Source organism: Luteolibacter sp. Y139, assembly GCF_038066715.1.
Classification (GTDB): domain Bacteria; phylum Verrucomicrobiota; class Verrucomicrobiia; order Verrucomicrobiales; family Akkermansiaceae; genus Haloferula; species Haloferula soli.
This window is the reverse complement of the sequence record NZ_JBBUKT010000001.1, coordinates 602263-622494: the sequence shown is the minus strand read 5'-3', so window position 1 is coordinate 622494 and position 20232 is coordinate 602263. Positions and strand designations below refer to the sequence as shown.

Here is a 20232-nt window from a genome sequence, read left to right as displayed (position 1 = left end):
ATGGTAGCCTGGATCGTCTCCCTGCGGCGTCGGCGGCTCCGGCGTTTCCTGATCATCACCGCGGCTCTCGGCTTGGGTGGCTGTGGCGCGACGACGGAGTGGGTTTCCCATGCGATCGTGCAGCCGGCTCGCAAGGGTGTGGGGGCGCATGTGCCGGATGATTTGGCCGCGCGGACTTTCGTGCTGCCGGACAAGGTGGAGATGCGCGTCTGGGAGGCACGGCCGAACGAACTGCCGAAGGCGGCGATCCTGGTCCTGCACGGGGTGGCGGACTCGAAGGCGAGCCAAGTGGAGACGCTGCGTTTCCTAGCGAGGCGAGGGGTGTATGCGATGGCACCGGATTTCCGGGCGCATGGGGACAGCGGCGGGAAATTCGCGACCTATGGCTATCTGGAGAAGAAGGATCTGACCTCGCTGCGGCGGGCGGTGGAGAAGGAGTTCCCGGGCATCCGTGTCGGGCTGTGGGGAACGTCTTACGGCGGTGCGGTGGCCTTGCAGGCGATGGGCGCGGACAAGGAGTTCGACTTCGGGATCATCGAGAGCACCTTCGCCGACCTGCGTGAGGTGGCGCGGGATCAGGTGACGATGCGGACGACGTTGCCGGTAAGCGGGCTCGGTCCGTATTTCATCAACGCGGCGGGCAGGATGGCTTCATTCGATCCCGGGGAGGTGGCGCCGGAGAAGGCGATCGAGAATGTCCATGTGCCCGTACTTCACTTGCACGGTGAAGCGGATCCGCTGATTCCGATTTCGCAAGGCTGGCGGATTGCGAGCCATGCGAACAAAGGGCCGAACTACCACTTCGTGCCGATCGCCCACGGGGGACACTATAATTTGCGGGAGGGTGATCCGGCGACGTATGAGCGCGAGGTGAATGGGTTTCTGGACCGGATGGTGGATGGGAAAAGGGATTGATTGCCTCTGGGCTCGCTGGGGAGATGTCCGCTCAACCTGAGGGCGGCCTGTCCGGTCTCGCGGCCCTTCAGGCCGCACATGGTTTGCGTCTTCTGACCCAGGGCGACGCTGCGCTTGCCCCGGGCTTAGGGATGTCGCCCCGTTGGGGCTGTTAGAGATAAGAAAACGCCCCCGAGGCTAGCAGTGAGCCAAGGGGGCGTTTGGAAGTTCAGATGAGCTTTGGCTCTCTTGCTTACATCGGCATCGGGAAGGCGCGATTGAAGGCGAAGACCTTGTCGCGGATGGCGTGGAGCTTGGCTTCGTCGCCGATGGCGGCGAGGGCTTCGGCGATGAAGTCGGCGACTTGCTCGACGTCCTTTTCCTTCATGCCACGGGTGGTGACGGCCGGGGTGCCGATGCGGATGCCGCTGGGCTTCATCGGGGTGCCGGTGTCGAAGGGGATGGAGTTCTTATTCACCGTGATGCCGGCTTCATCGAGCGCGTGCGAGGCATCGGAGCCATTGAGGCCCTTCGGACGGAGGTCTACCATCATCACGTGGTTGTCGGTGCCGCCTGAGACGATGCGGAAGCCGTGATGGGTGAGGCGTGCGGCGAGGGCCTGCGAGTTCTTCACGATCTGCTCCTGATAGGCGCGGAAGTCGGGCTTGAGCGCTTCGCCGAAGCAGACGGCCTTGGCGGCGATGACATGCATGAGCGGGCCGCCCTGGATGCCGGGGAACACCTGCGCGTCGATCTTCTTCGCGAACTCTTCCTTGCACAGGATGATGCCGCCGCGCGGGCCGCGCAGGGACTTGTGGGTGGTGGAGGTGACGAAGTCGGCGTGCGGCACGGGATTCGGGTGCACACCGGCGGCGACGAGGCCGGCGATGTGGGCCATATCGACGAAGAGATAGGCACCGACCTCGCGGGCGATCTGGGCCATGCGCTCGAAGTCGATGATGCGCGAGTAGGCGCTGGCACCGACGGTGATGAGGGCGGGCTTCACTTCACGGGCGAGCTCGGCGAGGTGATCGTAGTCGATGCGCTCGTCGTCCTTGCTCACGCCGTAGTGGGTGACGTCGTAGAACTTGCCGGAGAAGTTCGCCTTGTGGCCGTGGGTGAGGTGGCCGCCGTGCGAGAGGTCCATGGTGAGGATCTTGTCGCCGGGCTTCAGCACGGAGAAATAGACGGCGGTATTCGCCTGCGAGCCGGAGTGAGCCTGCACGTTGACGTGCTCGGCACCGAAGATCTGCTTGGCGCGGTCGATGGCGAGTTGCTCGACGACATCGACGTTTTCGCAGCCGCCATACCAGCGCTTGCCGGGGTAACCTTCGGCATACTTGTTGGTGAGCACGGAGCCTTGGGCTTCCATGACGGCGGGCGAGGCGAAGTTTTCCGAAGCGATCAGCTCGATGTTATTCCGCTGACGCTTTTCCTCGGCGACGATGGCGGCGTAGAGATCGGGATCGGTCTCGGCGATGCGGGAGCCGGAGGACTTGCAGACGCGGCGCTCGTGGCGGCCACCTTCGAAGGGGGTGGCGAGGAAGGCATCGATCATCGCCGTGGCGGTCGCGGTGTCGACCGTCTTGCCGCCGAGGCAGAGGACGTTGGCGTCGTTGTGTTGGCGGGTGGTGGTGGCTTCCTCAACGGTGCGGACATTGGCAGCGCGGACGTGGCGGTGGCGATTGGCGGCGATGGAGACGCCGACGCCGGAGGTGCAGCAGAGCACGCCGAAATCCTGGGTGCCGTCCGAAACCGAGCGGCCGACGAGATTGGCAAAGTCCGCGTAATCGACCGACTCATGACCCTGTGTGCCGAAGTCGGTGACCTCATGGCCGGCGGCCTTGAGGTGGGCGACGAGGGCATCCTTGAGGTCAACTCCGCCGTGATCGGCGCCGAGGGCAATACGCAGGGACTTCTGGCTCATAGGGAATGGCTTGGGGCGGGAGGGAAATGGACCGTGGGGGCGGGAAATGCAACCCCCGAGACGACCAGAATCCCGCCCGTGACCGGATGATGTGCCGGATGACGCGGAAAGGGTCAAAGGAGGGTCCGGGGAATGGCGGGAATTCCGGCTTTCGGGTGTCGCGTCTGCCGTTCTTGGCGCTTGGCACTGCGGCCGGGCGGCTGCACCTTCCGGCCGTGATTCCGCCGACCTGCCGCGACCGCGTCATTTCTCCCTCCCTGCTCGCTTCCGACTTTTCCCGCATCCGCGAGGAAGTGACCCGCGCCATCCATGCCGGGGCCGATTGGATCCATCTGGACGTGATGGACGGCCACTTCGTGGACAATATTTCCTTCGGTCCGGCGGTGGTGCAGGCGGTCCATGAAACGAACGACATTTACCTGGATGTGCACCTGATGGTCTCGCGGCCGGATCATTTCCTGCCGCGGTTCGTGGCGGCGGGGTCCGACCTGATCACCGTGCACGTGGAGGCAGATCACGATGTGGCGGCGACGCTGCGGGCGATCCGCCACGCCGGTTGCAAGGCGGGGCTGGCGCTGAATCCGGCGACTCCTTTCGAGGCGGTGGTGCCGTATCTGGACCAGATCGACCTGCTGCTGTGCATGACGGTGGTGCCGGGTTTCGGCGGTCAGTCCTTCATGGCGGAAGTGCTGCCGAAGATCGAAATGGCGGCGAAATGGCGGGAGGAGCATGGTCTTAGCTACCACATCGAGGTGGACGGCGGGATTGACGCGCTGACCGCGGCCCGTTGCGCGAAAGCCGGGGCGAATGTGATGGTGGCCGGCTCGTCGACCTTCCGCGCGCCGGACATGGCGCTGGCGGTGAAGGAGATCCGCGAAGCCTGAAACCGACGAATTTTGCGGGCGGCGGCGCTTTTATCGTGTCCATTAGTCCCATGAAACCCGTTGTCGCCACTGCCATCGCCCTGCTGAGCTTCGCTGCCGGCTGGGTGCTCAAGCCTGCTCCGGACGCAGCTCTTGCGAGCGGATCGACCGCCGCGGGAGGCGGCGGAAAGTTCTCCGGCAAAGGTGGGGAGAGTGACGGTGGCGCCGCTGCTGACGGGAAATACAAGGATCGCGGCCTGGTGCTCCCGAAACGCGGGGGGAGCAAGGCGACGGTGGAGGTGGACGTTCCCTCGGCCCAGCAACGATTCGAGGACACCTTCGGCAATGCCGCGGAACGGGCGGAGACGGCGCGGCTATCGCGGCTGTCCGAAGCGCTCGGCCTGAGTGTCGATCAGAAGGAGACCCTGCGGGTGCTCTTAGCGAACCGGCGTGATGGCTTCCGTGAGCTGGCGGGCAGCAACAATGATCCGGCCGCGGCGATCCGGCAGGCCAGTATTTCCGAGAAGAACTTCATGGAAGACATGAAGAAGGTGCTGGATCCCGAGCAGGTGACTGCCCTGGAGAATTTCAAGCAACGCGAGAAGGACAACGACATCGAGGCCAAGGCCCAGCGCGATGTGGCCGACCTGATCGGGCAGGTGGATCTTTCCGAAGAGCAGCGCGACCAGGCGCTGGAGGTGATGCGCAAGCTGAGCGAGACCTCGGCAGCCAAGCGGCCCGAAGGGTGGGGGCTGATGAACGAGGGCTTCGGACTGCTGGGTGGCAGCCAGGGATCGGTGCTCGAAGACCTCGGCGACGTGATGGACGACCCCGCGATCATGAAGGATCCGCAAGCGATCCAGCGCCGTCTGGTGGAGGCACAACGGACGACTGCGGAAGCCCGGATTTCCTCACTGAAATCCATCCTCACTCCCGGCCAGCTGAGTCAATACCGCGCCACGCTGGACGCTCGCTCGGCGATGATGGAGAGCTTCACCCCGCCGCCGCTCAGCAAGGACCGTTGACCCCATGCCACGCGTCAATGGCGAGCCGGTCGATCCCGCGCTGATCGAGGACACTTTCATCCGTCTCAAGGCTGAGGCGGAATTGGCGAGCGAGGTTTCGTGCTGCGAGCGGGATGACGAGTTCCGCGAGCGGGCCGAAGAGGAAGTGATCGATGGGATCTTGCTCGCGCAAGAGGCGGAGCGCCGGGTGCCGGAGCCGTCTGCGGATGAGGCGCGGGCGGCCTTCGAGGATACGCTGCGTGAATGGCGTCGCCATGGGGCGTCGTGGGATTTGCTGGATGCCCAGCGCGAGTCACTGCGGGCGGAGACGATTTCGAATCTGCGCATGCAGCGCTTTACCGACAGCTTGTGGAAGGAGCTGCCGGAGCTCACCTACGATGACCTTCGTACTTGGTATGGTGAAAACCTTGTCCGCTTCCGGACGCCTGCGGCGGCGAAGGTGCTGCACCTCGTCCGTTTTCCAGAGGGGGCGGACCCTTGGGACGACTACGCCGCGATGCTGGATTTCCGCCGCCGGGCGCTGGAGGGCGAGGATTTCGCCGAGCTGGCCGTGGGCAACACGCAGAAGAAAGGTGGCGAGATTGATCTTGGGTGGATCGACCAGCAGCGGTTGCTGAATCCCTTCGAGGCGATGCTGTTCTCGCTGCGGGAGGGTGAGATCAGCCCGGTCTTTCACTACGAGCAGGCGTATCATCTGGTGAAGGTGACTGAGGCACGCGTGGCTTCGGTGCAGCCTTTCGAGGAAGTGGCGGAGGGCATCCGGGAGGAGGTCGAGCGCGCGCGCCGGTTGCAGGTGCTGAAGGACCTGGCCGCCGAGCTGCGGGCCAAGGCGGTAATCGAGCGGGATTGAAAGGCTCGCCAAGGCTCGCGGGCGCCATTAGCAAAGCCGTGATGCCCAACCGCTTCTACGGCGCCTTCGATACCGAGCGTTTCTCCGGGAAAACGGACGCCGCGGATTTCCGCACGCCATTCCAGATCGATCGCGACCGGGTGCTGCACACGCCTGCCTTCCGGCGCTTGCAGAACAAGACGCAGGTTTTCTGGAGCGGTGAGTATGATTTCTACCGGACCCGGCTGACGCATTCGCTGGAAGTCGCGCAGATCGGACGCTCGATTTGCCACTGGCTGCAGTCGCGGGGCGAGCTGCTTTCGGAGGACTTTTTCATCGATCCGGATCTGGTCGAGGCGGCCTGCCTTTCCCATGACCTCGGGCATCCTCCCTTCGGTCACGCCGGTGAAAGGACGCTCAATCACCTGATGGCTCCCTATGGGGGCTTCGAGGGGAATGCGCAGACGCTGAGGATGCTCACGGAGCGGATCTTTTCCGCGAGGCGCACGGGGATGGACCCGAGCCGCGCCTTTCTGGATGCGGTGCTGAAATACAAGTCGCTGTGGAGCGAGCTGAAGTCGGGCGACAAGCTGCCCGAGCACCATTTCCTCTACGATTTCCAGCATGCGTGGCTGGACTGGGCGATGGCGGGGAATGACTTCCCTGCGGAGTTGCCGCCGGGCAAGGCGCGCGACTCCTTCAAGTCGATCGAGTGCCAGGTGATGGATTGGGCGGACGATACCGCCTATTCGCTGAATGATCTGGCGGACAGCGTGCGTGCGGGCTTCCTGCGGATCGAGCGCATCGAGGCGTGGGCGGAGAAGCATGGCGAATCGGTGGGCGAGGGTAGTCCGTTGGGGGAGCTCATTGCATCGATCCGCAAGCGCAAGGTGGATCCCTTCGTGGGCAAGCGCATCGGCAAATATATCCGCGCTGCCACGCTGACCACCGATGCGAATTTCCTGAGCGCGGCGAGCAATCGTTATCGCTTCCGTCTGGTCGTTGATCCCGAGGTGAAGGCGGAGTCGAAGCTCTTCAAGAAGCTGGCCTTCGAGGTGGTGTTCCTGTCGCCGCAGCTCAAGCAACTGGAGCACAAGGGGAATCATCTGCTGCATGGGCTGTGGGATGTGCTGATCAAGCGCTATGTCACCAGCGACAATATCGATGGGCAGAGCTTCCAACTGCTTCCCGAAGATGCGGCGAGCGAGATCGAGCAGGCGGATGGTGAAGAGAAGAAGGCGCGGCTGGTTTGTGACTTCCTGGCGGGGATGACGGATGGGTATGCGGCGCGGATGTACAAGCGGCTCTTTACCCCGGACTTCGGGTCGATCGGGGATTTGATCGGATAGCGGCGACTTGCGGGATGCCGGGTTTTGGGGCATGGTGGGTGTTGCCATGAAATGGAGCCACGCTCATCGAGAGCCGATTCGCTACGGGCTCACGCCGGCAGCGTTTCCGGAGTTCGGGCTGCTCTTGATCGTGGCGGTTGCGTTTGGGGTGTCCTGGCTGTTCGAGTTGATTTCCGCGTGGTTGGGCTCTTGAGGGTTTTTGAGGGAACCCCTGCTTGACCCGTGGTGTGGATTCCGTTCATCTGAACACATTCCGTGCCTGCTGTGCCCGCTAAAGTTCTCGTCCAGACACCGCTTGAGGCGCTGAAGAAGCATTTCGGGCATGGGGGCTTTCTCGATGGGCAGGACCGGGTGATCGAGCAGATCACCTCGGGGCGGGATGGCCTGGTGGTGATGCCGACGGGTGGGGGGAAGTCGCTATGCTACCAGTTGCCGGCGCTGTGCTTCGAAGGGGTGACGCTGGTGGTTTCGCCGTTGATCGCGCTGATGAAGGATCAGGTGGATGCCTTGGTGGCAAAGGACATCCCGGCGACGCTGATCAATTCCACGGTGCCGTGGGAGGAACAGAAGGAGCGTCTGGACGGGATGAGGACGGGGAAGTGGAAGCTGGTCTATGTGGCGCCGGAGAGGTTCCGCGCAGAGTCTTTCCTGAGCGCGTTGAAGGGCGTGGAGGTTTCGCTATTCGCGGTGGATGAGGCGCACTGCCTCAGCCAGTGGGGACATGATTTCCGGCCGGACTACATGCGGCTGGGCAAGGCGCTCGACAAGATCGGGCGGCCGCAGTGCGTGGCGCTGACGGCGACTGCGACGCCGGTTGTTAGAGCCGATATTCTGGAGGTGCTGAAGCTGCGCGAGCCCTTCGAGGTGGTCAGTGGTTTCTCGCGGCCGAACCTTTCGCTGGCGATCACGGCGGTTGAGAAGAAGCAGCAGAAGTACGACCGCATCCGCGATATCATCGGTGCGCACAAGACGGGCATCATCTATTGCGCGACGCGAAAGAAAGTGGAGGAGGTGGCCGAGGTGCTGGCTTCGTGGCGGCTCAAGTCGGTGGCCTACCATGGTGGCATGAGTGATGCCGAGCGGAGCGACGCGCAGAACATCTTCCTCGCGAAGAAGGCGGATGTGGCGGTGGCGACGAATGCCTTCGGCATGGGCATCGACCGTTCCGATGTGCGCTTCGTGATTCACTTCGAGGTGCCCGGCAGCGTGGAGGCCTACTATCAGGAAGCGGGGCGTGCGGGTCGTGATGGCGAGGCGGCTTCCTGCGAGCTGCTTTTCAACTACGCCGACACGCGGACGCAGGAGTTTTTCATCGATGGCGCGAATCCCAGCGCGCAGACGATCCGGGAGGTCTATCAGTATCTGCTCAACAGCGCTGACAAGGAGTACGAGATTCATCGTAGCATCGAGGACATCGCTGAAGGTGCCGGGGTTGGGAATTCGATGTCGGTTAGCAGCGTGCTCGCTACGCTTGCCCGTGCGGGTTACATCGAGCGCTTCGATGTGCCCGGGAAACGGATGCGCGGGACGCGGCTGAAGAAGCCGGATGTGTTCGCGCGGGCGCTGGAGATCGATGAAGAGGCGCTGGAGGAGAAGGATCGGCGTGACCGGGACAAGCTGAAGTCGATGGTGGAGCTCTGCTATTCGCGCGTCTGCCGCCAGCAGTGGATCCTCGCCTACTTCGGCGAGGAGGATGCCGAGCCTTGTGGGACCTGCGACATCTGCCGCAGCGAGGAAAGCCACGAACGGCGTGCTCCCGATGCCGAGGAGGAACTGATCGTCAGGAAGGCCCTCAGCGGCGTCGCCCGCATGTCGCGGAAGTCAGCGCATGGCTGGGAAGGGAAGTTCGGGCGCGGCAAGATCGTGCAGATGCTGTGCGGCAGTCGCTCGCAGGAGATTCTTTCGGGAGGTCTCGATCAGCTGAGCACCTACGGGATGCTGAAGACGCAGGGCACGGGCTATCTCAATGCGCTGTTCCGGGCGATGGGCGATGTGGGATTGGTGCGGGTGGATAGCGGCGAATACCCGCTGCTCACGCTTACCGAGCTTGGAGAGAAAGTGATGCGTGGCGCGGCGAAGTATCGCCTCGCCTGGCCGCCACCGTCGGCTTCCTCGGGTCATGTCGAGTCGCTGTCAGATCAGGGCTTTGACGGGAAACTCTTTGCGGCACTCCGCGATCTGCGCGCGGGGATCGCCAAGCGCGAGAGCGTGCCGCCGTATGTCATCTTCAGCAACAAGACGCTGGAAGCGCTGTGCCGCTACCGGCCTAAGACCACGCAGGAGGGGATGGCGGTTCCCGGGATCGGCGAGTCGAAGGCGCAGCGCTATTTGCCGGTGTTCTTGGAGGTATTGAGGGAGTGGCAGTGAGATGTTTTGCAAGTGCGAGGATTGTACTTATGAGATTGGATTCACGTTCTGACCTGCGCTTTCTCCTAACAGTATGGGGCGTTACGTTGGCTGCTGCAGCGGCTGCTCCTCCGCCGGCGGGAATTACCTTTCGCAAGGTAATCGATTCTAACGGGGTGCTGCCTGGGCAGATTGATGTGATCGGCGGATTCTTCAATCCTGCGTTGTCGGGAACCGACGTGGCCTTTCTCTCTTTTGAGCGCGCGTACAAACGCTTTTCTTTGAATGCAGAACTTGGCGGGACGCTGCGCCGGATCGCCACCAGCGGCGAAACTGAATTGCCGAACGGACAGGGAAAGGTGTCGATGTCAGTGACCAGCATGTCCCATCCGCTAATCCGAAATGGCAACGTATGGTGGGAGACTGAAATATCGGGCGCCCAAGCCTCGTCTCCGGGTGTCATTCAATACTCCCAAGGGACCCTGAGTCTTCTCATTTCTGATGCGGGCGTCGATGCGCTGGCTGGCCAGAACCTGGAGTGGCCAAGCGGGAACGAAGCTAGATTGACCGACGACGGCCGGGTGGCACGTCTTCTCGCTGACTCGGGAGGCCGGGGGTGGTTGATTGCTTGTGATAGCAACGGGCTCAAGCTTCTCAACGCGACGGGAGGCTTGAGCCCGCAGAATGTTCCGATTACCTACGATTGGTCGGTGTACGCGGAAGGATTTGCGTTTCACTATGGCAGCAACCCGCCGCGCTTTCGCCGCCAACATCTCGGCGTGGTTCAAAGCTTGGAGGCCGGGTACAATACGCTTTTTCCCACTGGGGCGATTTTAGGAGTAGATGCCATTCACGGCGATGGGCGTCGGCTTCTGGTTCAGGCGTGGCATTATCACGCTGGTAACTTCTATTCCGGTATCTATGGGTGGTCAGGAGGGCGCTGGTTTGTCGTCGCGCGTCAAGGTTACACTCTCCCTGATGGAGGGCTTTTGAACGCGTTTTCCGATACTGAGGCCGACCGCCATAGCCTCGATGGGAACTCGTTTCTGCTGCTGGGCGGGATAGATGGCAAGCGATCGATCATTCTTTATCGGGATGGAGTGCTCCGGCGCTTGCTCAGCGTTGGGAACGAGCTGGAAGACGGCGTGTTGTCGGATGTGATGATTGATCGCAATGCCTTGGATGGTGACCGGTTTGCCTTTCACGCAACATTCCAAGGTGGTCGCTCGGGCATCTATATTGGAGATTTCTCCTCACTTGTTCCCGCCTCTCAGAAAACGTTGGAAAATACCTTCGAGTCGGGACCCGGCGCACGAGGGTCGTTCGGCGTTTCGGGACGGCCCAATTGTTTCTACCACTTCCATCGAAGCGACGATCTCAAGCAGTCGTTTGTGGTGGAGTCCAAGGCGGGAGATGGGACGCCTCTGCGATTTAGTTTTGACGATGTGGGAAGTGATGCGCGGCGGCGCTTCTATTGGGTCGAAGAAGTGCGCTATCTCCCTGCGCCGTGAAGACTCGCATTCAAGTCGAAGCGCTGGCGGAGAGCTTTGTGAACTGCTTTCCTCGCTCGTCGAAATTGGCGGGATCGAGCCAGCGGTGGAAGGCTTCGCGGTGTGATGGCCATTCCTGGTCGGTGATGGAGAACCAGGCGGTGTCGCGGTTGCGGCCTTTGACGATGATGGCTTGGCGGAAGATGCCTTCGAAGGTGAAGCCGAGGCGCAGGGCTGCTGCGCGTGAGGGGGCATTGAGGGTGTCGCACTTCCATTCGTAGCGACGATAGCCGAGGTCGAAGGCACGTTGCATCATGAGGAACATCGCTTCGGTTGCGATGGTGGTGCCTTGAAGCAGAGGCGAGTAGGCGATGTGACCGACTTCGATGGAGCCGGCGCGAGGGTCGATCCGGAGGTAGCTGGCGACGCCGATGGCTTGGCCGCTTTGCCGGTCGACGATGGCGAAGAAGAGGGGATCGCTCTTCTGGCTCACTTCATCGACCCAGGTGCGGTAGGAGTCTTCCGATTCGAAGGGGCCGTAGCCGAGGTAGGTCCACATCCGCCCTTCTGAATCGTGTGAGTTGGCGGCGTAGAGTGATGCTGCGTGACGGTTTGCATCCAGCTTCTCCAAGCGGCAGAAGCGGCCTTCCATCGGATCGGATGAAGGAGGCGGTGGCGGGGTCCAGCCGGTGACGGGAAAGCCGACGGGCTGGCCGAGTGGATTCAGGTCGTGCGGAGGAGTGGTGCTCACGGGCGGCGAATCCTTGAATAGACCCGTGTGTCCCGCAAGCCGCCGGAGAGATTGCGCCGGTCGTTGCGGAGGATGCCTTCGAGTTCGAAGCCAGCTCGCTCCGCGAGTTTCCAGCTTTGGACATTGAGAGTGTCAGTGGTGAGGAAGACCCGGGTTGCTCCCAATAGATGCAGGGCATGATCGGCCAAGGCACGGACACCTTCCGTGATCAGTCCCTTTCCGGAGAAACTACTGCGTCCCCAGTAACCAACTTCGAAGTGGCGGAGATCCCAATTCGCATCGTGGAGTCCGCTGCCTCCGACGAGTGTGCGGCCGTCCTTGAGGAAGAAGAAAGCCATCAGGTCTTCGTTGCGCAGGAATCTCTCGTGAGCGCGGCGGCAGGAGTTTTCCGAGTCTTCGGGCGTGGGTGGCGGTGTTACCCAGCCGAGCCATGGGGCGAGTTGCGCCAACGACTCGGTGATTGCCTCGTGGAACACCGCGCCGTCACCCGGTCGCGCGACGCGGATGATCAGGCGATCGCTTTCGATTTGCGCGGGAAGGGTGGACTCCATGAGTTCAACGCCACCCTAACAACCGGTGATGATCGAGGCAATGTCATGCATCCGGAACCTCGGCGCCGTGGTCGAGCCAGAGGCGGAATTGCTTGGTGAATTCCTCGTGGGTGAGAGGGGGAAGGGTGCGGCCGTCGCCGGGGTTCCAGCCCCAGAGGACGAGCTTGTCCTCGTTGACGTGGTGGAAGAGTTGCTCGAGGTCTTTGCCGCCGTTCTTCTTGGGGTCCTTGAGTTGGGTGGCGAGCTCGGTGGGGGACTTGCCTTCGAAGACCATGGGCATGTTGCGCGGGGGGAGGTGCCAGTTGGGATTGCCGGGGGGCATGTTGTTGCCGGGGAGGTTGGCTTGCTGGTGGCAGTTGGCGCATTTGAGAGCGTAGATGCCTTTGCCTTCGGGCCCGGCGGTGACGTTCATGGCGTGCGGGTGGCTGTCGTCGCCTTGGAGCGGGGCTTTGCCGGCGGGGTGGCAGTTCATGCAGCGCGGGTGCATGAGGACCTTGTAGACTTCGCGGAAGGCGGCTTTGGAGACGGCGGGGTCTTTGGTCTTCGGTTTGACCTCGTCCTGGCCGAAGGCGTGGAAGGTGTAGCTGCCGAGAATCACGGCGGTCGCGCCGAGGAGTGAAATGGTGGATTTCGCATTCATGGGACCGTGGTGTTAAGCAAGTTGGCGGACGGGTAATTCGCGGACGCGCTTGCCGGTGGCGGCGGCGATGGCGTTGCAGACGGCGGCGGCGAGGGGCGGGACGCCGCATTCGCCGGCACCGCCCATTTTTTCGGTGCTGGGGACGATGTGGGTTTCGATGAGGGGGCCCTCGTGCATGCGGGCGACCTGGTAGTCGTGGAAGTTGCGTTGTTTGACGGTGCCTTTCTCCAGGGTGATCTCACTGTGAAGGACCGCGCCGAGGCCGAAGATGATGCCGGATTCCATCTGGGCTTTCACGCCATCGGGATTCACGGCGAGGCCGCAGTCGATGGCGCAGGTGACCTTGTGGACCTTGGGGATGCCGTCCTTGGAGACGGAGACCTCGGCGACTTCGGCGACGGTACTGCCGAAGCTTTCGTGGACGGCGATGCCGTGGAAGTGGCCTTCGGGGAGGGGCTTGCCCCAACCGGATTTTTCGGCGGCGAGATTGAGCGCGGCGAGGTGGCGTGGGTGGTCCTTTAGCAAGGCGCGGCGATACTCGACGGGATCCTTGCCGGCGGCTTGGGCGAGCTCGTCGATGAGGCTTTCCATGACGAAGCCGGTGTGGCTGTGGCCGACCGAACGCCACCAGAGGACGGTGATGGGATACTTCGGCGAATGGAGATCGACGCGGTGATTCGGGACGGACTTGAGGTAGGGCGAATCCGAGACGCCTTCGACCGAGGTGGCATCGATGCCGTTCTTCACCATCGCCGCTTCGAAGGGGCCTCCAGCGAGGATGGATTGGCCGACGATGGTGTGCTTCCAGCCGACGGGCATGCCGCTTTCATCGAGCGTGATCGAGGCGCGATGGAGGAAGGCCGGACGGTAGTAGCCGCCGCGGATGTCGTCCTCGCGGGTCCACATGACCTTGACCGGTTGCTTCACGGCCTTGGCGACGTGGACGGCATCGGTGACGAAGTCGCACGTCGGATTGGCGCGACGGCCGAAGCCGCCGCCGAGGAAGGTGGTGTGGACTTCGACCTGCGATGGCTCCACGCCCGCGGCCTTGGCGGCGAGCTGTTGATCCATGGTTTGGAACTGGGTGCCGGCCCAGATTTCCACCTTGTCGCCGGTGATGCGGGCCGTCGCATTGAGCGGCTCCATGGTCGCGTGGGCGAGGTAGGGGACGAAGAACTCGGCATCGATGGTCCTGGTGCCTTTCGCAGCGGGCAGGTCACCGGCCTGGGCGGCGACGGCGCCTTCGGTGGCGGCGAGCTTGCGGAACTCCTCGAGGATGGTGGCGCTATCGAGTGGTGGGCCGGGGTTCCACTCCACCTTGAGCGCATCGCGGCCGAGCTTGGCGGCCCAGAAGTGATCGGCCACGACGGCGATGCCGCTGGGGACTTGCACGACCTCGCGGACGCCGGGGATCTTTTTGGCGGCGGTGGCGTCGAAGGATTTCACCGAGGCACCGAAGCCGGGTGGGCGGGCGACGACGGCGGTGAGCAGGCCCTCGAAATGGACATCGATGCCGAAGATGGCGGTGCCGTTGATCTTGTCGGGGCAATCGAGGCGCTTGGTTGCCTTGCCGATGATTTTCCAGTCCTTGGGGTCCTTCAACGTGACGTTTCCGGGAAGGGGAAGGCGGGCGGCGTCCTGAGCGAGTTCGCCGTAAGAGGCGCGTTTGTCGCCGGAGATGACGAAGCCGTTTTCGGTGCGGCAGTCGTCGGGCTTCACTTTGAATTTGGTGGCGGCGGCTTGGACGAGCATAGCCTTGGCCATGGCACCGACCTGCCGGTAGCGATCGAACTCGGAGTGCGTGGACGTTGAGCCGCCGGTCATCTGCATGCCGAAGGCGGTGTGAGCATACTGGGGAGCGGCCGGTGCGTGCTCGGCGGAGACCTTTGACCAATCGGCGTCGAGTTCCTCGGCGATGAGCATGGGCAGGGTGGTCCAGATGCCCTGGCCCATTTCGGAGTGGGCGAGGAGGACGGTGACGCGGCCATCGGCGCCGATGCGGAGGAAGGCATTGGGCGCGGGGAGCGCGGCGGGTTTGCCGGGTGGGGAGTCGGCGGCTGCTGCGCGCTTTGGCAGCGGGACGAAGAAGCCGAGGACGAGGCCGCCGGTGGAGGCGAGGAAGCGGCGGCGACCGAGAGAGGTGGTGTTCACTTGGCACCTCCCTTCGCCTTGGCGGTGGCCGCACGATGGATGGCGCAGCGGATGCGCTGGTAGGTGCCGCAGCGACAGATATTGCCGCTCATGGCGAGGTCGATGTCCTCATCGGTGGGATCGGCCTTCTCGCGAAGGAGCACGGCGGCGGACATGATTTGACCGGATTGGCAGTAGCCACACTGCGGGACGTCCTCGGCGATCCAGGCGTCCTGAAGGGCCTTGCCGAGGGCATCGGTGGAGATGCCCTCGATGGTGGTGATGCTTTTCCCGATGGCGCGGGAAACGGGGGTGACGCAGGAGCGGACGGCCTCGCCATCGAGGTGGACGGTGCAGGCGCCGCACTGGGCCATGCCGCAGCCGAATTTGGTGCCGGTGAGATGCAGGAGGTCGCGCAGTACCCAGAGCAGGGGAGTGGAAGGATCCGCATCCACGGCGTGATCCTGTTGGTTCACTTTGAGGGAGATCATGGCGGGAAATTTTTCGGGAATCCGGCACGATGGAGCAGAAGGGGAAGTTTTCCAGCGAATCGGTGGAGCGTTTTTTGGGGTGGCCGGGAGGCTCACAACCGATTGGCGGAGCGTTGGAAATGGGTAACTGACCGCTAACGCGATCGCGTAAGGACGGGATTCCGAGTTGATCAGTTCGTCGGAAGTTGTTAATTTTCAATTCATGATCCCGCTCACCCCCCGAGCGGGAGGATCCCCCCAATCCTCCCCCCGGTTTCTCTCCCGTTGCCTTGCCTTGGCATTATGCATTTCGTCCGTGTTTGCTGGCGGACTGGATGCGCCGCAGCCGGTTGGCGCGTACTTCAATGGCGTCTTTCCCGCGACTGCGCCGGGATCGGCGACCGGGTGGACGAGTCAGAACGCTTTCCCGAACCTGACGTTCATCGATCCGATGTGGCTGGCGGAGATCCCGGGCACCAATGAGTTCCTGCTGGTGGGGAAAAACGGACAGCTCTGGCGATTTCCCAACAATCCGGCGGTGACCCAGGAGCAGGTGGTGAAGGTGCTGGATGTATCGGCGAAGACGCAGACCTCCGAGGACCAGGGCTTCTACCGTCTGGCGTTCCATCCGCAGTTCGGGCAAGTGGGTTCGCCGAACGCGAACTACGTCTACGTGACCTACAGTCACAAGCCGGCGCTGGCCGGTGCGGATGCGGATCATAGCTACTGGCGGCTGTCGCGATTCACGTGGCTGCCGGGGAGCGGGACGATCGATCCGGCGAGCGAGATGGTGCTGATCAACCAGTATGATCCGCACCGCTGGCACAATGGCGGCGGCATCTTCTTCGGAACGGATGGTTTTCTCTACACGGTGGTCGGCGATGGCAGCGAGTGGATCGATAGCAACAACACCAGCCAGCACATCGACCAAGGCCTGTTGAGCGGGATTCTCCGCATCGACGTGAACAACGACCCGGCGAAGTCGCATGCGATCGCCCGCCAACCGGTCGAAGATCCGATCTGGGGCAAGCCGGTGGGATGGCCGCAGAGCAGCACACAGGGCTACGGGATTCCCAACAACAACCCATGGCAGAACCCGGGCAACGTGCTGGAAGAGTTTTATGCGATCGGTTTCCGCAGTCCGCACACGATGCACTACGATGCGGTGACCGGTGACATCTACGTCGGCGATGTAGGGCAGGGGACGCGAGAGGAACTGACGCGCGTGACCGCTGCGGGCGCGAATGCGCAGTGGGGCTATCAGGAAGGCACGGTGGCTGGACCAAAGGCGAAGCCGGTGCCGTTGATTGGCGTGGATCAGGTGCCGTTGGTGGATTACGGCCGGGACGTTGGCGGGTGCATCATCGGTGGCATGCGCTATCGCGGCGCGAAATGGAACAGCCTGCTCGGCGGGAAGGTTTTGTATGGCGATCACCTGACCGGCGAGGTGTGGAGTGCCACGCTGGATTCGGGCGGTGGCGCGCCGGTCATCGAGGAATTGGTGAGCGGTGGATTCATCGTGGGCAACAAGGCCGGGCTCGCGAACTTCTGCACCGACTCCACGGGCGAGGTCTACATGATGAACCTCAACGGCACGAATCAGGACGGCGGGACGATCCTGAAGCTCACCACTGCCGGTGTGTCGGTGGAGCCGCCAGCGCTGCTTTCCCAGACCGGGGTTTTCACCAATCTGGCCACGCTGCAGACGGCGCAGGGGGTGATCCCGTATGACGTGGCGAATCCACTGTGGTCGGATGGCGCGGCGAAGAAGCGCTGGATGATCCTGCCGAATGATGGGACGCATGACACGCCGCACGAGGACATCGTTTTCAGTGAGGAGGGGAACTGGGTGTTTCCTGCTGGCACGGTCTTCGTGAAGCACTTCGAGATCGGGACGGATGAGAACAATCCGGCGGCGGTGAAGCGGCTGGAGACGCGCTTCCTGATCTGCACCGCGGGCGGAGGGAAATACGGAGTCACCTACAAGTGGAATGCCGCGGGCACAGATGCTGTGCTACTGACGAGCGGCGTGGACGAGACCTATAATGTGGCTCTCGCCGGTGGCGGCACGGAGACACGGACCTGGAGCTATCCCTCGCGCGCGCAGTGCTTGCTTTGCCACAATGCGGCTTCGGGCCAGGCACTCGGGGTACGCACGCATTCGCTGAACCGCAGCTTCCACTACAACCTCACCGGCCGTGATGCGAACCAGCTCGAGACTTTCAATGAGCTCGGGATGTTCGACCAGACGCTGACCGCGGAGGATCTGGCGAATTTCATCGAGGCCCGCTCGCTTGATGACGAGACCGCGCCGCTGGAGCACCGGGTGCGATCGTATCTCGATTCGAATTGCTCGCACTGTCATCGGCCGGGTGGGCCGGTGAGTTACTTCGACGCTCGTCTTGGCACCCCGCTGAATGTGCAGGGGCTGATCAACGGGATGATCCAGGGGCATTTCTCGATGGGTCCCGATGGGCGCTATTTGAAGCCGAGTGATCCGGAGCTTTCCGCGCTGCACGTGCGGCTCTCGAACGTGGGCAATGGTGCGGCGATGCCACCGCTGGCGAAGAACGTGGTGGATCAGAAGGCGGTGGATCTCTTGCAGGAGTATCTGGAAAGCCTGACCGCGGAGGAGTTCACGCTCACCCCGTCGCCACAGGCGCGCTACATCATGCTCTCCGCCTATAGCGAGGTGCATGGCTATGACTTCACCTCGGTGGGTGAGTTTTCCGTGCTGGATGGGAATGGCGTGCCAATCCCGATCTCGGAGCAATCGATCGCCTTCGTGAACAGCGAGGAGCTGGTGGATGCCTATTCGCCGGCGTCCCGGATCATCGATGGCAATATCGACAGCTTTTGGCACACCGCGTGGGAGGGCACCGGCCTGGGGCCGCTGAATCCCAACTACGTCGGCATCGACCTGGGCTCGGTGCGTTCGATTGGTGGCTTCGTTTACACACCGCGGCAGCAGCCGGTGGGCGGGCCGGTCACCGACCAGAACGGCCGCATTGCCAGCTACGACGTGCATTACAGCAACGACATGGAGACGTGGACGCAGATCGACCACGGCACGTGGCCGAACAGCAATGCCGCGCAGCGCTTCGATGGTCTGGCCGGGAAACGCAAGGCGCGCTGCCACATCGGCGGGCCGGTCGGGGCGGTGAACGGGCCTTTCGACGTGACCATCGTGTTCGACATGGACGTCGCGGATTTCACGGCAGCCGATGTTCAGGTGGCCGGAGGCACCGTGACCGGATTGCGTGGCAAGGGCTACTACTACGTGGCTAGTATCTCGCCGATCCAGCCATCGGTGACGGTAAGCGTGCCGGCGGACAAGGCGAATCTCGGCGGTCTCGGTAGCCGGGCATCGAACTCGCTCGGCATCAGCTATGAGGACCTTGTTCCGCCGGCTGCCGTGCTCACGGGAATGCCGGTGCAGGTGTCGGGAGCCTTCCTGCTCCACCTGAGCTTCGGCGAGCCGGTGACAGGGTTTGCCGCGCCGGATCTGGTGCTGACGAATGCCACGCTGAATACGATCGTGCCGGACGGTGACGAGTATGTGCTGAATCTCACCGCGACTGCGGAAGGCGCGGTGATGGTCCGCGTGGCGGACGGCGCGGTCACGGACATCGCGGGCAATCCTTCGACGGGTACCGCGGCGACGACGGTGAACTTCACCCGGTTGCTGGCTCGAAATGCCAACGAGTATTTCTACATCGGCGGTGGCATGCAGATCGTCACCAGTGCGGGTTCGCCGGTGGGGCATTACATGGTGCTGCCGGATGGCGATTACCCGAACAACCAATTGCTGCCGGTGAAGACGCAGCATCGGGCGGAGTATCGCTTCGTGGTGCCGTATGCCGGGCAGTGGCGCTTGCGCGGATTGGTTCGTCCGGCGAGCAGCAGCTCGGATTCCTTCTGGATCGAGATCGACGGCAACCAGGCGGCGGGCACGGTCTATCAATGGGACGCCAACCCGCTCGGCTCGGCCTACGTGTGGGATCTGGTGAGCAACTTCGGGGGGGCGGATCCGGTGGTGCTGAATCTAACGGCGGGCCAACACACGGTGACGGTGTATGGCCGCGATGATGGGACCCGCCTGGCTCGCCTGGAGCTGGAGAGCGTGCGTCCATTCGCCGCTCTCACTGGACCGACGGGAGGTGTGGATGGCCCGTTCCAAGCGACGCTGGAATTTTCTGAAAGCGTGACGGGTCTTGGTATCGGCGACTTCGCCGTGAGCGGTGCCACCGTGACGGCGGTGAATGGCTCGGGGAGCAGCTACACGGTATCCCTGACGCCACTAGCTCCCGTGATGACGATCTCGCTCGCTCAGAATACGGTCACCAGTGGCACTGGTGCGGGGAACTTCGCCTCGAACTCGATCCTCGTGGTGGGTTCCAGTGCCTACCAGCAATGGGCTGCGCTCCATGGCTTGGACGGCTTGGCGGGGACGCAACTGGCGGATGAGGACGGGGACGGTATTCCAAAGCTGTTGGAGTTCGCCTTCAACCTCGACCCGACGAAGGCCAAGGTGTCGATCTACAATCCGGCGCTGCTTCCTGCCTCGGGGCTGCCGCGGATGTTCCTGGCTCCCGGTCCGGTGCTAACCCTCCAGTACATCCGCCGGAAGGGGGACACGGGATTGACCTACACGCCGCAGTTCGGGTCCTCGCCGGGTGTCTTTACCAATGCGATCGGAGTTCCCTTGGTCGAAAGTCTCGATGCGGATTGGGAGAGGGTGACCATTCCGGATTCCGGTGCACCGGGTGCCACGAAGCGCTTCGGGCGGGTGCTGGTGACCTTGGCAGCGCCCTAAATCGGGTGACGATTTTGTAACGGGTGAACCGGACCGAAGCGCCGGTTCGCCCGGGAAGCCTTGCGCCGGGCGTGTTGGCCGCGCCTTGCGTAGGAACCCTACCCCATTGAGTGGCAGGCAAGCGCAGGAAATCTTTTGAAAGGTCACAGGG

Annotated in this window: 14 protein-coding genes; 8 read left to right on the top strand and 6 right to left on the bottom strand. The window is 62.9% G+C overall.

What is annotated here, in order from left to right:
- Positions 1 to 915 (top strand): alpha/beta hydrolase, encoded by a 915-nt coding sequence (locus tag WKV53_RS02690; RefSeq protein WP_341402803.1) that lies wholly within the window; start codon positions 1 to 3, stop codon positions 913 to 915.
- Between the two features lie 232 nt (positions 916 to 1147).
- On the opposite strand, the gene rpiB is transcribed toward WKV53_RS02690, so the two are convergent.
- A complete protein-coding gene (gene rpiB, locus WKV53_RS02685; protein ID WP_341402802.1) occupies positions 1148 to 2821 on the bottom strand; it encodes a ribose 5-phosphate isomerase B in 1674 nt (557 codons plus the stop codon).
- Between the two features lie 215 nt (positions 2822 to 3036).
- Here rpiB and rpe point away from each other — a divergent pair, with 215 nt between their 5' ends.
- From rpe to WKV53_RS02655, 6 genes are all read left to right on the top strand, one after another.
- Positions 3037 to 3705 (top strand): ribulose-phosphate 3-epimerase, encoded by a 669-nt coding sequence (rpe, locus tag WKV53_RS02680; RefSeq protein WP_341402801.1) that lies wholly within the window; start codon positions 3037 to 3039, stop codon positions 3703 to 3705.
- Between the two features lie 50 nt (positions 3706 to 3755).
- A complete protein-coding gene (locus tag WKV53_RS02675) occupies positions 3756 to 4709 on the top strand; it encodes a hypothetical protein (protein ID WP_341402800.1) in 954 nt (317 codons plus the stop codon).
- A gap of 4 nt (positions 4710 to 4713) precedes the next feature.
- Positions 4714 to 5559: a peptidylprolyl isomerase gene (locus WKV53_RS02670; RefSeq protein WP_341402799.1), complete on the top strand. Its 846-nt coding sequence runs from the start codon at positions 4714 to 4716 to the stop codon at positions 5557 to 5559.
- 41 nt (positions 5560 to 5600) lie between these two features.
- The gene (gene dgt / locus WKV53_RS02665; protein WP_341402798.1) at positions 5601 to 6887 is read left to right on the top strand and encodes a dGTP triphosphohydrolase; all 1287 of its coding nucleotides are present in this window, start codon (positions 5601 to 5603) and stop codon (positions 6885 to 6887) included.
- 255 nt (positions 6888 to 7142) lie between these two features.
- Positions 7143 to 9254 carry a RecQ family ATP-dependent DNA helicase gene (locus WKV53_RS02660; RefSeq protein ID WP_341402797.1) on the top strand — a complete coding sequence of 704 codons (2112 nt, stop codon included), beginning with the start codon at positions 7143 to 7145 and terminating at the stop codon, positions 9252 to 9254.
- A gap of 29 nt (positions 9255 to 9283) precedes the next feature.
- Positions 9284 to 10744 carry a hypothetical protein gene (locus tag WKV53_RS02655; RefSeq protein ID WP_341402796.1) on the top strand — a complete coding sequence of 487 codons (1461 nt, stop codon included), beginning with the start codon at positions 9284 to 9286 and terminating at the stop codon, positions 10742 to 10744.
- A gap of 10 nt (positions 10745 to 10754) precedes the next feature.
- Here WKV53_RS02655 and WKV53_RS02650 read toward each other — a convergent pair whose 3' ends face one another.
- From WKV53_RS02650 to WKV53_RS02630, 5 genes are read right to left on the bottom strand one after another with little or no spacing between them, the layout of a single operon-like run.
- The gene (locus WKV53_RS02650) at positions 10755 to 11474 is read right to left on the bottom strand and encodes a GNAT family N-acetyltransferase (protein WP_341402795.1); all 720 of its coding nucleotides are present in this window, start codon (positions 11472 to 11474) and stop codon (positions 10755 to 10757) included.
- On the bottom strand, positions 11471 to 12025 hold the full coding sequence (locus WKV53_RS02645) for a GNAT family N-acetyltransferase (protein ID WP_341402794.1): 555 nt from the start codon (positions 12023 to 12025) through the stop codon (positions 11471 to 11473). Before WKV53_RS02645 ends, WKV53_RS02650 begins: the two co-directional genes overlap by 4 nt.
- Positions 12026 to 12068: 43 nt before the next feature.
- Positions 12069 to 12665: a hypothetical protein gene (locus WKV53_RS02640; protein WP_341402793.1), complete on the bottom strand. Its 597-nt coding sequence runs from the start codon at positions 12663 to 12665 to the stop codon at positions 12069 to 12071.
- Positions 12666 to 12677: 12 nt separating this feature from the next.
- The gene (locus WKV53_RS02635) at positions 12678 to 14816 is read right to left on the bottom strand and encodes a xanthine dehydrogenase family protein molybdopterin-binding subunit (RefSeq protein ID WP_341402792.1); all 2139 of its coding nucleotides are present in this window, start codon (positions 14814 to 14816) and stop codon (positions 12678 to 12680) included.
- A complete protein-coding gene (locus WKV53_RS02630; RefSeq protein WP_341402791.1) occupies positions 14813 to 15286 on the bottom strand; it encodes a (2Fe-2S)-binding protein in 474 nt (157 codons plus the stop codon). Before WKV53_RS02630 ends, WKV53_RS02635 begins: the two co-directional genes overlap by 4 nt.
- A gap of 295 nt (positions 15287 to 15581) precedes the next feature.
- On the opposite strand from WKV53_RS02630, the gene WKV53_RS02625 reads away from it, so the two are divergent.
- Positions 15582 to 20081, top strand: coding sequence for an Ig-like domain-containing protein (locus WKV53_RS02625; protein ID WP_341402790.1), 4500 nt, complete (start codon positions 15582 to 15584; stop codon positions 20079 to 20081).
- Positions 20082 to 20232 lie beyond the last annotated feature (151 nt).

Bases quoted from the DNA above. Each gene is read 5' to 3' on its own strand.
- WKV53_RS02690 (WP_341402803.1), top strand. From the start codon at position 1: ATGGTAGCCTGGATCGTCTCCCTGCGGCGTCGGCGGCTCCGGCGTTTC.
- rpiB (WP_341402802.1), bottom strand. From the start codon at position 2,821: ATGAGCCAGAAGTCCCTGCGTATTGCCCTCGGCGCCGATCACGGCGGA.
- WKV53_RS02675 (WP_341402800.1), top strand. From the start codon at position 3,756: ATGAAACCCGTTGTCGCCACTGCCATCGCCCTGCTGAGCTTCGCTGCC.
- WKV53_RS02670 (WP_341402799.1), top strand. From the start codon at position 4,714: ATGCCACGCGTCAATGGCGAGCCGGTCGATCCCGCGCTGATCGAGGAC.
- dgt (WP_341402798.1), top strand. From the start codon at position 5,601: ATGCCCAACCGCTTCTACGGCGCCTTCGATACCGAGCGTTTCTCCGGG.
- WKV53_RS02655 (WP_341402796.1), top strand. From the start codon at position 9,284: ATGAGATTGGATTCACGTTCTGACCTGCGCTTTCTCCTAACAGTATGG.
- WKV53_RS02645 (WP_341402794.1), bottom strand. From the start codon at position 12,025: ATGGAGTCCACCCTTCCCGCGCAAATCGAAAGCGATCGCCTGATCATC.
- WKV53_RS02640 (WP_341402793.1), bottom strand. From the start codon at position 12,665: ATGAATGCGAAATCCACCATTTCACTCCTCGGCGCGACCGCCGTGATT.
- WKV53_RS02630 (WP_341402791.1), bottom strand. From the start codon at position 15,286: ATGATCTCCCTCAAAGTGAACCAACAGGATCACGCCGTGGATGCGGAT.